At 35.5% G+C, this 13,541-nt stretch carries 14 protein-coding genes and 1 rRNA gene; 6 read left to right on the top strand and 9 right to left on the bottom strand.

Annotated elements, in window-relative coordinates:
- Positions 1-5 precede the first annotated feature (5 nt).
- Complete coding sequence (gene rnhC / locus I6G50_RS08770) at positions 6-884, bottom strand: ribonuclease HIII (RefSeq protein WP_197908605.1); 879 nt, start codon at positions 882-884, stop codon at positions 6-8.
- Positions 885-1,064: 180 nt separating this feature from the next.
- Here rnhC and rplM point away from each other — a divergent pair, with 180 nt between their 5' ends.
- Genes rplM through I6G50_RS08750 form a run of 4 tightly spaced genes read left to right on the top strand, consistent with a single transcriptional unit; the run spans position 1,065 to position 4,061 of the window.
- Positions 1,065-1,511 (top strand): 50S ribosomal protein L13, encoded by a 447-nt coding sequence (gene rplM, locus I6G50_RS08765; protein WP_003136101.1) that lies wholly within the window; start codon positions 1,065-1,067, stop codon positions 1,509-1,511.
- 16 nt (positions 1,512-1,527) lie between these two features.
- Complete coding sequence (gene rpsI, locus I6G50_RS08760; RefSeq protein ID WP_003133537.1) at positions 1,528-1,920, top strand: 30S ribosomal protein S9; 393 nt, start codon at positions 1,528-1,530, stop codon at positions 1,918-1,920.
- Positions 1,921-1,943: 23 nt separating this feature from the next.
- Positions 1,944-2,927, top strand: coding sequence for a DUF6414 family protein (locus I6G50_RS08755; protein WP_232252352.1), 984 nt, complete (start codon positions 1,944-1,946; stop codon positions 2,925-2,927).
- On the top strand, positions 2,928-4,061 hold the full coding sequence (locus I6G50_RS08750) for an AAA family ATPase (RefSeq protein WP_197908603.1): 1,134 nt from the start codon (positions 2,928-2,930) through the stop codon (positions 4,059-4,061).
- 6 nt (positions 4,062-4,067) lie between these two features.
- Here the strand turns inward: I6G50_RS08750 and I6G50_RS08745 are convergent, their stop codons facing one another.
- The 8 genes from I6G50_RS08745 to I6G50_RS08710 all read right to left on the bottom strand — a co-directional run bounded on the left by I6G50_RS08745 (position 4,068) and on the right by I6G50_RS08710 (position 9,711).
- A complete protein-coding gene (locus tag I6G50_RS08745) occupies positions 4,068-5,114 on the bottom strand; it encodes a site-specific integrase (protein WP_197908601.1) in 1,047 nt (348 codons plus the stop codon).
- 14 nt (positions 5,115-5,128) lie between these two features.
- Positions 5,129-5,323, bottom strand: a complete 195-nt coding sequence (locus tag I6G50_RS08740) for a DNA-binding protein (RefSeq protein WP_197908599.1) — start codon at positions 5,321-5,323, stop codon at positions 5,129-5,131.
- 15 nt (positions 5,324-5,338) lie between these two features.
- A complete protein-coding gene (locus I6G50_RS08735; protein WP_197908597.1) occupies positions 5,339-6,118 on the bottom strand; it encodes a rolling circle replication-associated protein in 780 nt (259 codons plus the stop codon).
- 183 nt (positions 6,119-6,301) lie between these two features.
- Entirely contained in the window at positions 6,302-6,616 is a 315-nt protein-coding gene (locus I6G50_RS08730; protein WP_197908596.1) for a hypothetical protein, read from the bottom strand.
- A gap of 173 nt (positions 6,617-6,789) precedes the next feature.
- Entirely contained in the window at positions 6,790-8,007 is a 1,218-nt protein-coding gene (locus I6G50_RS08725) for a cell division protein FtsK (RefSeq protein WP_404887041.1), read from the bottom strand.
- Positions 8,008-8,172: 165 nt separating this feature from the next.
- Positions 8,173-8,394: a hypothetical protein gene (locus I6G50_RS08720; protein WP_167839613.1), complete on the bottom strand. Its 222-nt coding sequence runs from the start codon at positions 8,392-8,394 to the stop codon at positions 8,173-8,175.
- Between the two features lie 306 nt (positions 8,395-8,700).
- Positions 8,701-9,084, bottom strand: coding sequence for a hypothetical protein (locus I6G50_RS08715; RefSeq protein ID WP_197908592.1), 384 nt, complete (start codon positions 9,082-9,084; stop codon positions 8,701-8,703).
- Positions 9,085-9,249: 165 nt separating this feature from the next.
- Positions 9,250-9,711: a hypothetical protein gene (locus tag I6G50_RS08710; RefSeq protein WP_197908590.1), complete on the bottom strand. Its 462-nt coding sequence runs from the start codon at positions 9,709-9,711 to the stop codon at positions 9,250-9,252.
- 432 nt (positions 9,712-10,143) lie between these two features.
- Between I6G50_RS08710 and cls the strand changes: the two genes are divergently transcribed.
- Both cls and I6G50_RS08700 read left to right on the top strand, forming a co-directional pair.
- Entirely contained in the window at positions 10,144-11,592 is a 1,449-nt protein-coding gene (gene cls / locus I6G50_RS08705; protein ID WP_197908588.1) for a cardiolipin synthase, read from the top strand.
- A gap of 307 nt (positions 11,593-11,899) precedes the next feature.
- Positions 11,900-13,448: ribosomal RNA gene (locus tag I6G50_RS08700) — 16S ribosomal RNA — on the top strand.
- Positions 13,449-13,541 lie beyond the last annotated feature (93 nt).

The raw sequence follows: 13,541 nt of genomic DNA, 5'->3' as shown, positions 1-13,541 counted from the left end.
ACTTTCTATAGATGTGCTATTTTGATTGCTTTTTTTGTATTAGCAAAATGTAATTTCGCGTATTGATCTAAAGCTTCTACACCATTATGATGGATAATTTTTGCCGCCACTTGATCAGAAAGGAAACCAGCACCACTAGGGAGTTTCATACCAGCTTCTTTAGATAATTCTTTTAGAGTTTCTAAAAAAAGATAGCGCGCGATAATTGAACTGCAAGCTACCGCCAAAAATTGATCTTCAGCTTTAGTTAAAAGAGTAACTTTTCCCGTAACTTTATTTTTTTCTGCTCTTAAATATTTTTCATAATTTTTTTCACTGGTGAAAGCATCAATAACAATATGATCAATTTTTTCGGAAACACGCTGTTCAAGAAGAAAGATTGCTTGATTATGTAGAGCTACTTTTATGCTTACAGCATTGTATCCTGATTCAATAACTTGATTATATTTCCTAGGGTAAACCGTTAAGGGCACATGTGTAATATGCTCTATCAATTGAGGGGCAATTTGACAAATCTTGTCATCAGTTAGTTTTTTTGAGTCAGCTACTCCAAGTTTTTTCAAAAGAATGAGATCTTGTGCATTGATAAAGCTAGCCACCACCACCAACGGACCAAAGTAAGAACCATTACCAACTTCATCGGTGCCGATTATATTAGTTTGTTGCTGTGGTCGCTGAGATGCTGCATAACCAAATTGTTGGGCGAGAATTTCTGCCTCCTCACCTTGAAAGACAACTTTTCCAGAACTATAAACAGAAATGGTAGCTCGAGGTAATTTGGCATAGAAAGTGATATATTGATTCTTTGATGCCTTCTTATATTTGTCGAATTTAAGAAAAAGTTTATCCAACATTTTTTTATCTAGGTTAAGAACTACATTCATGCTAATAGTTTAACATAAAAGCAAAAAAATTAAAAATGAATCTTGACAAGTCTTGACATATGTGGTATTATGATAAACGGTATTGTTTACCCCATTTTTGTGGCCCCGGAAACCCAAAAATATTTGCAGGACTCTTACACCTGCCGTAAACAAATTCTAAGTAAAGGAAACTTAACCCAAATGATGAAAACAACATTCATGGCTAACGCTTCAAACGTTGACCGTAAATGGTACGTGGTTGACGCAACTGATGTACCTCTTGGTCGTTTGTCAGCTGTAGTTGCTAGCGTACTTCGCGGTAAAAACAAACCAACATTCACACCCCACACAGATACAGGCGATTTTGTTATCGTTGTTAATGCCGAAAAAGTAAAACTTACTGGTAAAAAAGCAACTGATAAAGTTTACTACCGTCACAGTCTTCACCCAGGTGGATTGAAATCTATCACTGCTGGTGAACTCCGTGAGAAAAATGCTGTACGTTTGATTGAAAAATCAGTTAAAGGTATGCTTCCACACAACACTCTTGGACGTGCTCAAGGCATGAAACTTAAAGTGTTTGTTGGTGGTGAACACACACACGCAGCACAAAAACCTGAAGTTCTTGATATTTCAGGTCTTATCTAAGGAGGGAACGCACTAAATGGCACAAGTACAATATGCTGGCACAGGACGCCGTAAAAATTCAGTTGCTCGTGTACGTCTCGTACCCGGCACAGGTAAAATCGTAATCAACAAACGTGATGTAGAAGACTACATCCCACAAGCAGCACTTCGCCTTGTTATCAACCAACCATTTGCAGCTACACAAACTGAAGGTAGCTACGACACACTCGTAAACGTAAACGGTGGTGGTGTATCAGGTCAATCAGGAGCTATCCGTCATGGTATCGCTCGTGCATTGCTTGAAGTGGATCCAGACTTCCGTGGTGCTTTGAAACGCGCTGGCTTGCTTACACGTGACGCTCGTATGGTTGAACGTAAAAAAGCTGGTCTTAAGAAAGCCCGTAAAGCTTCACAATTCTCAAAACGTTAATCTGTTTCAGATATATCAACGTTTTGGACTATTATTTGGTGGAAATTGGTGTAAAAATCAATTTTCTTATCAATATAAAAGCAAAAGACATCAGTGTTTTACTGGTGTTTTTTTATTTTTATCGAGAAATTTGTAAAACTGTTATAATATATTTACTGAGTATATTATTAGGAGGTTTTATTTTGGCGGAAAATTTGAAAAAAATAATTTATTTTGATGAGACATCTACAATTGATTTATTGCAGATAGAGAAAAAGGGAAACTTTAATCAAACAATAGAACTAGTTAATGAAGTAAGTGGTGGAGCCAATGGTGAAGTAAAAGCCAGTGCGGCCGCTGGGAAGCAAAGTGCAGTTAAAGCTGTTTTTGAAAAATTAACAGGGTTGTCGGGTTCAATTGAGGGTCAAATTGGAGCTTCTGGAGCTATTCATGGCGGAAGAATTGCAAAAACATTATTAGAGAATACTTTACTCTCTGATTTTTTAGATACTGTTGAATTTAGAAAAAGAAAATCATTGATAGATATTACAAGTGGATATAAATTGACTATCGATAAAGAATCTATGACTTATTTTGCTATGATTGCCCCTATAACGGAAATGATGGAAGGTAATCAAAGGGTAGGTGAAGAGATAACAATGACAGTATCTAAAATGAATCAAGGGATAAGGAATACCAAAGGGTATTATGAATTGATAGGAACAAAAACCCAATCTGTAGATGATTCAACTGATAAAGTTATAGATAAGAGAATTTTTCGATTTAATATCGATTCTTTCAAAAACAATTATAGAATTCAAGATTTAAGAAGAATGAACTTAAACTTATACTCTATATATGTTGGGGAAACATATATGTCTGAATTAAATTTTGAAAAAGAATTTGATTTAAATTCAGATAAAACTGAATTGGACTTTCAAGGATTTAGTAATAAGAAGGCTGATGAAAAAGTTATATCTGATGAAATTGTCCCAGTATATGATGTAATATTGGCAGGAGTGAAATAAATGGATAAGATAGTTCTTTTTGATGGATCAAAAAAAGATTTTAATGCTTATGTTGAAAAACATGGTGTTGAAGAATATACTCCATTTATGGAGCTGATTAGACAATATAATGAAAAAATTAGAGCTAATGATACATCTGCTGTAAATGAAGTGGGTGAGGTAAATAAGAATATTATTGAAAATGTAGTTATTTATTCTGATGATTTTGCTTCTGTAACAGATCATGTAATTACTAACTTCCCTAACATAGTGATTTTAGGACATGATATTGAGAATTTATATATTCAAAATGCACCTAAACGTGTTAAGTATTCGTTGGAGGTGGAGTTTGATAATATAATAAAAAACCGTAAGTCTGATTATTATGAAGCAGATTCGGAAGATATCATTAAATTTTATAATGATGTAAAAAATAGTCATGTTGTAGGACAAGAGGAAGCTAAGAAAAAAACTTGTGTTGGTTTGTACAAGTCAACTGTTTTGAAAGAAAATCAACCATTAGTGCTATTGTATTACGGTCCCTCAGGAGTAGGGAAAACGGAACTTGCAAAAAAAATAAGTAGTTTTTATGATGGAAAGCTCACAAGAATTCAATTTTCCATGATGCAAACAGATGAAGCATTTAAATATATATTTGGAGATACTCATGGGAAGCCATCTTTAGCGAGAGACTTATTATCTAGGGAAACAAATGTAGTGTTAATTGATGAGTTTGATAAAGTATCACCCTCTCTGTACAATGTTTTTTATCAAATGTTTGATGAGGGAGAATTTGAAGATATAAATTATAAGGTTGATGTATCAAATTGTATTTTTATACTCACATCTAACTTCAACAATGAAAAAAATATTGCTGAAGTACTTGGCTTTCCAATTTTTTCAAGAATAGATACCAAAATAAAGTTTAAAGAACTAACAAAATCAGAACTCTCTTTAGTAATAGAAAAAATATTTGAAAGTATTTATAAAAAAATATCAACTGAAGACCAAAAACTTATTGATGAGGTTGAACTAAAAAATAAGTATTTGGAGTCAGTTGAAATTTTTAAAAATATTAGACTGTTAGATAAGTTTATAGAAAATGATATCTTTAATGTATTATTTGAAAATAGAATTCAGGGAAATGATAGCTAAAAATTGTTATTTTAATGAATTTAATAGATTTAAAGCGTCTGTATCTTGCAGGTGCTTTTTTTCTGGCATTAATTCAAGATAGTAATTCATTGTGGTTTGTAAATTTGAATGCCCTAATCGTTGTGAAATATAGTCCAATCTAATGTTGTCATTTGAAAATAGAAATGAAGCGTGAGTATCTCGAAGCCCATGAAAAGTTGTTCTAGGGATTTCTAATTTCTTCAGTAGTCTTGCTAATTTCGCTGATTGTTGAAATCCGTCTGGATCAAATAAATAACCATTCTCTTTTGGTTTTAGAGTGTTAACAATCTCATAAACATCTTTATTAATAGACACAGTCCGTTTAGATTTCTTTGTTTTAAGACGAGTATCGGGGCTTGTGGGGCTGATTGAGCGCTCTATTTTAATGCCATACTTAATTATATCATTCTTAGTCAAGGCGAGCAGTTCGCCACGTCTAGCACCAGTTTCAAGCGCTAAGAGTACCATAACATAAAACTCCTTATTATGATTTTGAAGGAGATAAGAACGTAATTTCTTAAAGTCAGAAATAGATAGTGCTTTATTTCTTTTTTCAAGTTCTTTACCACGGGTTTTTACAAGACCAGCAAAATCTGAAACAAGAAGATTTCTTCCGTAAGCGTAACGAAGCGAAGTTCTTAATTTTAATAATAATTCGGTTGTTGTTTTACGAGAATGAGTTTTTCCATACTCATCTATCTTCATTTGTACTACTAGGTCATTTAATTCATTTAATTTTATATCTTTGAATAGTTGTTTTACTACAGGAATAGTCCTGGTATAATTTACAAAGGTAGCGGGTCTTACATCATTCTTTTTTACAATATAAACCCAATTTTCATAAAAGCTTGAAAAACTATCTTGCCTTTGTGCGAGGTCTATACCGTCACCTTTTGCTATTTCGTGTTGCATAGCCCAACGTTTCGCCTCAGCTTTAGTTTTGAATGTTTTTGTAATCCGATTATTTACGCCATGTTTATAGTTAGAAATTTCTGCACGATATGAATTGCCTCTTTTAATTATTGTTGCCATTTACCTAACCTCGCTTAATGGATTGAATGATTAACAATAAATTTTTCAAGTTCAGTGATTGTATAACGCTCCTGTTTTCCAACCATGAACCTTTTTAGCTCATCTGAACTCCTAACATACTTGTCAAAAGATTTTGGGTCAATCCCTAAGAAATTAGCTGCCATTTCCCTTGTCAACAATAAAGGAAAGTTTTTTACTTCACGATTCATTTTATTTCCTCACATTTAATCAATTTTTATTTTTTTATATTTGATACGGTTCTCTAAGAGTTCTCCATTTTTGAAAATCTTACCTGAATACTCTGTTTCATATAAAACTTCATTATGTTTGATGATATTTTCGGTATCTTCAAATGTAACGAATTTAAGTACTTCAGGTTTTTTCAGATTTCTTGAAGAATAAAAAGATTTCTTTCCATAACTTTCAAGAAGTTCCTGTCCGATTCCCTTTTCAAAGTACTTCGAAACGTACCTCCCGCGACTTGATTTTGAATCAACATCAATTTTATTAATCCATACTCCTCCAAGACCCCAAACTTTTACTAAATCATGTTGGGGAATAAATGGAAAATCAAAAAGCATAATATGAACGTGCCAAGCACCTCTTTTTTGCTTTTCTAATACAGCAAGATATTTAAGTAGTCGTTTTTTTGAATTAAAAATTTTATAGTTTAAACGTTTGATGAATTTGTCGAAAAGTAAATTAAATTGATTTCTATCTTGAATATTTTCTTTTGTTGTAAGTGTGAGGAATGAAGTTCTTTTGTCGAAATTAGTATCAACTAATCTCATAACTTCCCAACGTGAATTTTTTCTTGTTTTTGAAATTCTTTCTAGTCGTTCATTTTGTTCTTCAGTAGATAATTCATCAAAATTTCGTTTCTTTTTTCGTTCTTTTTTCGGTTCAGTATTTTCAATATTTTCATCTTGAGTAAAGATAACTTTTTCATATTCATATACTTCGATATATGAAGCAGTGCGGATAATTTTTCGGTTATAACTCACAAAAAATCACCATATTTTCAATATTTTTCTCGTAGTGTTTGCTTATACAATAAATAAACTAGGAAGAGTTCTCCAAACTCTTCCGTATCTCTAAATTTTGGATCAAGAACATTATCGCTCCGCTTTGCCCCTGACGGGGGCAGTCTGTTCTTGAACCAAAATAAGAGCTACAAAAACTAGAAATTATTTATTAGTTGGTAGGACATCAGCACAAGAGAACCATAAATTTCCATTAAATTGACCAACATTTAAATCTTGAAGTAAAACGGGAGTAGTTTTATTATTTTTCAAATCTTGAACACTCAAGCTAGGAGACACATTATTAACTTTTACTTGAATCATTTCCATGAAGAAGTCTGAATTCTCATCTTGAATAGAAACGTTTAAGCGATATGCAGATAACTTTTGTGTTTCACGGTCTAATACTTCAGAATATCCTTTTACGGCTAAGAATTTATTTCCAAGTAATTCAGGCTTCAAAAAATCATTTAATTTCATATCGAAATTCCTTTCATTCCAGCTTTTAGAGTCGTTCAGGTTTGGACATACATAAATTTTTGTGTTAATTTTCAGGCAAAGCCTGACCGCCCTTATCACTCGGCGGAATCGTGAAGAACCACTTTTCCAGTTCATTCAGAAAACCGCTGAATAAACTAAAAAAGTAGTTGTAATTAGGGATTTGGCATGATATTTAATATCACTTGTTTAAATTCTTGTTTAGTCTTTAAATCAACAAAAGGGGCAACTGTGATTTCAGGCTCTATCATATTTTGTCCGTCAGCATAGAAGAGGGCCTCGCCCTTTCTGCCTGTTACTGTAGGTATATTTTCAAGTTCACACATAGCGAAAGCCATACGTATTCTATCTGCTGATGGAGAGCCCATATATAAAACCGCAGAAATCTGGTTTCTTAATTCCACAGGTATATTTTCAGCATTTGGGTCTTGTGTGCTAATGCATAAATGACAACCCGCCTGGCGTCCTTTTCTAGCGATTAGTCCTAGGTTTTGAAGTATCTCATTCCACAAAGCCTTACCGTCTTTAGACGAGCCACAAGAATCTCTGATACTGGCTAACTCATCAATAAACAAGAAATTAGGGGTCATGTCTAAGTCATAAGCATCAGCATTTAGTTCATCGCTATTTTTTATTAGCTCAAAGCGTTCATTCATGACTTCACAAAACTCCCTAGAGAGCTTGGCAAGAGAATGTGGAGTTTGACCAATGTTAATCTGTTCCCCCAAAGTTTCTTTCAATATCTCCCCCAAACTATATAGATCAGCTCCCTTCCCATCGACTATGCTTAAATAGGTATTTGGATATAGACCACACCCCTTTGAAATTGCATTATATAAAATCCATTGTAAACTGATAGTTTTGCCTGACCCAGTTCGACCATATAGTCCCAAATTCGTATTACTCCTCAGAGAGAACTGTTGAGTATTCGATAGTCGGATAATATCTATTGGAGTATTTTCAAAAAAATCTCTAGTCAATGTATTGGAAAATACGTATTGCTCAATTTCTTGTTTGTTTTTCAAAAAGGTATATTTAACTACATCAGGGAGGATGTGCTTTTCTTCAATTGGGAGAGCTAGTAAACCTTGTAATTCAACATCTAATGCTTCCATGCGTTTAGAGTAAATATCTCCTGTTTTATAACAAAAAATGATAATTTTGCCAGAGCTTTCTAAATAAGATAATTCTGCTGAACTTTCTATAATGGTTCTGCTTTTTTCTTTAAACCGCCCATTTTCATAGATTTCAAATTTTTCTTGGCTTTTTTTGTAAAGATTATTATTCAAGATAAAATCATATAAAAGCCACTCTAGATAGTGTTTTTTCCCAACTGCTTTTTTTATTTGCTTTGAAAATTGCCTGATTTTCATAACACAGACTACTCCCAATCCTATGACAACCAACAGAAGAAGGAGGTTTTTAATAGTTGAAATTAAGAAGGACAGTAGCAAAAATAAAAAGATGTAGGAAATAACTGTTGCTACAGTGACGATTTTTAACCAATCAAATGGCTTCTTGTATAAGGAAATAATCATCTAAATCTCTCCTTTAATCTTACCTATCCAATACCTAATTCGAGCTAATATAGATTCAGTCGCATATTTTACCAAAAAGAAAAAACTTATAAAGAAGGATATTGCTCCCAAAGATAAGGTTAAAAAATTCAGAAAGTCGTTATCAATCACTATTTGATTGGTAATTCCAAACAGCATTCCAAGAATAAGAAAGGCTCCCCCAAAAAATTTTGATTTTTTCATTTTATTTGCTTCTCCTAATTTTTTCTCGCTTTATTTTTGACGTATTCTTCAAGAAGGCGACCTAGAACAGCTAGAAGTATGGCTAAGAACGAAAAAATAAAAAATGAAGAAAAGAGAGAGAATTGGACTATAGAACTCGTTGCTTTGTGAATAACTGAATTATAATAAGAAAGGTAAAAGCCACCCACAACAAAGTCTGATCCCACGGGACTAAGACCAACGTTCGAGATGAAACTTAGGATTAATCCGAAAATTATGAAAACTGCTACCATGGGTAACAGATAAACCAAGTTTAAAATGCTCTTTTTATACAATTTTGTCATTTTTTTGTCTCCATTCTTCATTTCCAGAAATATGAGGATAACTTTCATAAAGGTTAGTTATGAAAGACTTGGGATAAATTCTTTTATTTTCCAAAAAGTCATCAATTAAAAAATGATTGTTCTTATAGTGTCTTACGTGAATAATAATATTAAAGATTGCTATTAGTTTTCTAGCATACTCAATAGGTAAACGCTTTAAATCATTCTCATCTCTAATAATTTTTGCAACATGTACGACATGGTTCGTGATAGGTGGCAGGAGCAAATTGTAAGCTTTCCCTATACGTATCAGTTTTCTACGTTGATAAACTGAAGTGTTTCTGATAAGCTTTTCGATATTGATAGTTGTTCCGATTTCATATGTCATTTTATTGACCTCCATATTAAAAGATTAGTTTGGGACAGTAGTAATATTTTGGTTAATGGTGATGCTCTAATATTCATAATTCCTCCAAAATTACAATTCTTAGTAGTTATACTAAGATACATTGGTTGTAAAAAATTAAACCATTACGGCTCAATTTTAATTGTTTTACTTTTCCTCCATATATTCTAACCAGCCAGCAAAAAGAACCAACTTTATAATATAGGAAAGTCTCAGAATTCTTTTGTTACCTTCCCCCATAAGCTTACGTTGATAGTTCTCTAACCCTTGCCAAACATAATCATCTAAATATAATTTGGGCGTATTGCTAGTTTCAGCAGATGAATGCTGGAAAGTTTCCATTTTTTGAGCTATATTTTTCCAGTCCTCAAGGCTATAATTTTCTGTATTTCTGTAACACATTTCTACTATACTGGAGAAGCTGACTTTAAAGGATATATTTCTTGAGATACCATTAAGAAAGGGGTAAGACTCGAGTAGATTTTCTTCAGCTTTTCCCAATAAATCATCTTTCATTTGTTCATCTAATTGTTCTTGTTTCCAAGCTATTAAATCATCTGCCCATGTAGAAGTGACAGCAGCCAAACGAACGCTTTTATAAAGTCTCACAATATACCTCCTTAAATGTATCTCGATAGGACCACTGAGTTATTTTTATTTTAACATTTTACCAAAGGGACTGTCAAGTATGAACAAGGATAAAAACAATTTAGTGAAAATAATGGTGTAAATTGGTGGTAAAGTCTCCCCAATTCATCAATAAATATCCATTTCCAAAACTTTCAAAAATAAAAAAATATTGATAAGAAGGGATTTTAAAGTATAGAAAATCCTAACTCTAGGTCTTGTTATTGCTCAAAACGTTAATATATACTTATTATATAGTTTTAAAACATCAGGTTTCTGGTGTTTTTTTTTGTTTTAATGCAGTTCAATTTATACAAGGAAAATTATATGTCCATACGGTATTTAATATTTTTCCAATTTTGGTATAATTGAATGAATATTATTATATAGAGTTTTATTTTAGGAGAAGTATATATGTCACTTGCGACAATTTATAGTTTTATTGGAACACTGATAACGATCAATACGGTGCTGGCGCTTGTGACGATTTTTCGTAAGCCTCGGTCTATTGCTAGTATTTTAGCATGGTTCATGTTTCTGGTTTTTTTACCAGGTATCGGATTTCTCGGGTACCTCTTTTTAGGTCGCGGCCTTGATCGTACAACTGTCCGACGTTTTGAAGAAGAGAATAAGTACAATTTAGCTCTTCTGGGCCAACGTGTTCATGAAAACAATCAAAAATTTGGACCGAAAGACATGACGCCTCATGAGAAGTTGCTTAAGCGTTATTTTAATAATATGGAGCGAACGCCATTATGTCGGGGAAATTCAGTAGATTTTTATCTTGATGGGGAAGAAAAATTTGCGGCGTTATTTGAAGATATAAAAAATGCTAAGGATAATATCCACGTGGAGTATTATGCATTCTTCAATGATAAGATTGGAACCATTTTTCGAGATCATCTGATTACTAAGGCTAAAGAAGGCCTTGAAGTTAGAGTTATTTATGACCCATGGGGTGGAAAAACCAAAAAAGATTTCTTTAAACCTTTAGAAGATGCAGGTGGAAAAGTTACAGCTTTCATTACGTCCCGTAATACTTTGATGAAAACTCGGCTCAACTATCACCTGCACCGCAAAATTGTTGTCATTGACGGGCAAGTGGGTTGGACAGGTGGTTTTAATGTAGGTGATCAATATATTTATAACAGCAAAAAATTTGGTTTTTGGCGTGACACACATGGGCGAATTGTTGGAACAGCAGCATTTGGACTACAAGAAACTTTTATTCGAGATTGGAATGTTTCTGTTAAAGACCCCCAAGATAAGCTAGATCGAAAAGCCGATTATTTTGTGGTACCAGAGCAAGAAGGAAGTGTGGATATTCAGATTGTAGCCAATGGCCCAGAAAGCGACCATAAAATTTTGCGCACAGGGTTCATGAAAATGATTATGGATGCCGAAGATTACATTTGGCTTCAGTCTCCTTACCTAATCCCCGATGATTCTATGATAGCAGCACTTGTGGCAGCAGCAAATTCAGGTGTAGATGTAAAAATTATGATACCAGATATGCCTGACCATCCATTTATTTTTCGGGCGACACAGTATTATGCCAACTATCTACATAAGCATGGTGTAAAAATCTACAATTATTCCAATGGCTTTCTCCATTCTAAGACCCTTGTAATGGATGGGAAGTTGGGCGTATTTGGCACAACTAATCAAGATATCCGCAGTTATGAATTGAATTTTGAAATAAGTGCGTTTTGCTATGATGAAGGAGTAGCAGAGGAAATGACTCGTACATTTGAGAAAGACATGGAAAATTCATGTCTATTAACGGATGAGTTAATTTCACGCCAATCACTTTGGCTCAAATTTAAGCAAAATTTTTCGAGGTTACTCAGCCCAATACTTTAATGAACAGCTCAAACAATCCAAAAGGATTGTTTTTTTTAGCGTTAAAGAAGGTGACAACGGCGGGGTTTTCCGAACGTAGGCGAAAAAAAAGGTAAAAATTCACAGTTTATTCTTGACAGCTGGGAGGTAGTTTGATAGAATATAATAGTTGTCGCGAGAGAGCACATCTCTTGAGAGAGCGATAGACCTTTGAAAACTGAATAAAGTAGAATGACTATATGCGAGAAGGGAACTTCTTGTATACCAACTGTCAATTCAATAATGAAAGACAAAACAAAAACACAGCCAGTTCATTTGTGAACTAAAATTAAATGAGAGTTTGATCCTGGCTCAGGACGAACGCTGGCGGCGTGCCTAATACATGCAAGTCGAGCGATGATTAGAGATAGCTTGCTATCTTTATGAAGAGCGGCGAACGGGTGAGTAACGCGTGGGAAATCTGCCGAGTAGCGGGGGACAACGTTTGGAAACGAACGCTAATACCGCATAACAATGAGGATCGCATGATTCTTATTTAAAAGAAGCAAATGCTTCACTACTTGATGATCCCGCGTTGTATTAGCTAGTTGGTAGTGTAAAGGACTACCAAGGCGATGATACATAGCCGACCTGAGAGGGTGATCGGCCACACTGGGACTGAGACACGGCCCAGACTCCTACGGGAGGCAGCAGTAGGGAATCTTCGGCAATGGGGGCAACCCTGACCGAGCAACGCCGCGTGAGTGAAGAAGGTTTTCGGATCGTAAAACTCTGTTGTTAGAGAAGAACGTTAAGTAGAGTGGAAAGTTACTTAAGTGACGGTATCTAACCAGAAAGGGACGGCTAACTACGTGCCAGCAGCCGCGGTAATACGTAGGTCCCAAGCGTTGTCCGGATTTATTGGGCGTAAAGCGAGCGCAGGTGGTTTCTTAAGTCTGATGTAAAAGGCAGTGGCTCAACCATTGTGTGCATTGGAAACTGGGAGACTTGAGTGCAGGAGAGGAGAGTGGAATTCCATGTGTAGCGGTGAAATGCGTAGATATATGGAGGAACACCGGAGGCGAAAGCGGCTCTCTGGCCTGTAACTGACACTGAGGCTCGAAAGCGTGGGGAGCAAACAGGATTAGATACCCTGGTAGTCCACGCCGTAAACGATGAGTGCTAGCTGTAGGGAGCTATAAGTTCTCTGTAGCGCAGCTAACGCATTAAGCACTCCGCCTGGGGAGTACGACCGCAAGGTTGAAACTCAAAGGAATTGACGGGGGCCCGCACAAGCGGTGGAGCATGTGGTTTAATTCGAAGCAACGCGAAGAACCTTACCAGGTCTTGACATACCAGTGCTATCCTTAGAGATAAGGAGTTCCTTCGGGACACTGGATACAGGTGGTGCATGGTTGTCGTCAGCTCGTGTCGTGAGATGTTGGGTTAAGTCCCGCAACGAGCGCAACCCTTATTACTAGTTGCCATCATTAAGTTGGGCACTCTAGTGAGACTGCCGGTGATAAACCGGAGGAAGGTGGGGATGACGTCAAATCATCATGCCCCTTATGACCTGGGCTACACACGTGCTACAATGGATGGTACAACGAGTCGCCAACCCGCGAGGGTGCGCTAATCTCTTAAAACCATTCTCAGTTCGGATTGCAGGCTGCAACTCGCCTGCATGAAGTCGGAATCGCTAGTAATCGCGGATCAGCACGCCGCGGTGAATACGTTCCCGGGCCTTGTACACACCGCCCGTCACACCACGGAAGTTGGGAGTACCCAAAGTAGGTTGCCTAACCGCAAGGAGGGCGCTTCCTAAGGTAAGACCGATGACTGGGGTGAAGTCGTAACAAGGTAGCCGTATCGGAAGGTGCGGCTGGATCACCTCCTTTCTAAGGAATATAAAAAAAGATGTTGTTCTACTTTATTCAGTTTTGAGGGGTCTATAAAGACCATACAAGCAGTCTTTTGATGCAAGATAGAGA

This window comes from Lactococcus garvieae, from assembly GCF_016027715.1.
Classification (GTDB): Bacteria; Bacillota; Bacilli; order Lactobacillales; family Streptococcaceae; genus Lactococcus; species Lactococcus garvieae_A.
Note: the sequence above shows the minus strand (reverse complement) of the source record. Positions and strands in the feature narration are given on the sequence as shown.

Excerpts from the sequence above, each read along its gene's own strand:
- rnhC (WP_197908605.1), bottom strand. The coding sequence starts at position 884 with ATGAATGTAGTTCTTAACCTAGATAAAAAAATGTTGGATAAACTTTTT.
- rplM (WP_003136101.1), top strand. The coding sequence starts at position 1,065 with ATGATGAAAACAACATTCATGGCTAACGCTTCAAACGTTGACCGTAAA.
- rpsI (WP_003133537.1), top strand. The coding sequence starts at position 1,528 with ATGGCACAAGTACAATATGCTGGCACAGGACGCCGTAAAAATTCAGTT.
- I6G50_RS08750 (WP_197908603.1), top strand. The coding sequence starts at position 2,928 with ATGGATAAGATAGTTCTTTTTGATGGATCAAAAAAAGATTTTAATGCT.
- I6G50_RS08745 (WP_197908601.1), bottom strand. The coding sequence starts at position 5,114 with ATGGCAACAATAATTAAAAGAGGCAATTCATATCGTGCAGAAATTTCT.
- I6G50_RS08740 (WP_197908599.1), bottom strand. The coding sequence starts at position 5,323 with ATGAATCGTGAAGTAAAAAACTTTCCTTTATTGTTGACAAGGGAAATG.
- I6G50_RS08730 (WP_197908596.1), bottom strand. The coding sequence starts at position 6,616 with ATGAAATTAAATGATTTTTTGAAGCCTGAATTACTTGGAAATAAATTC.
- I6G50_RS08725 (WP_404887041.1), bottom strand. The coding sequence starts at position 8,007 with ATGAAAATCAGGCAATTTTCAAAGCAAATAAAAAAAGCAGTTGGGAAA.
- I6G50_RS08720 (WP_167839613.1), bottom strand. The coding sequence starts at position 8,394 with ATGAAAAAATCAAAATTTTTTGGGGGAGCCTTTCTTATTCTTGGAATG.
- I6G50_RS08715 (WP_197908592.1), bottom strand. The coding sequence starts at position 9,084 with ATGACATATGAAATCGGAACAACTATCAATATCGAAAAGCTTATCAGA.
- cls (WP_197908588.1), top strand. The coding sequence starts at position 10,144 with ATGTCACTTGCGACAATTTATAGTTTTATTGGAACACTGATAACGATC.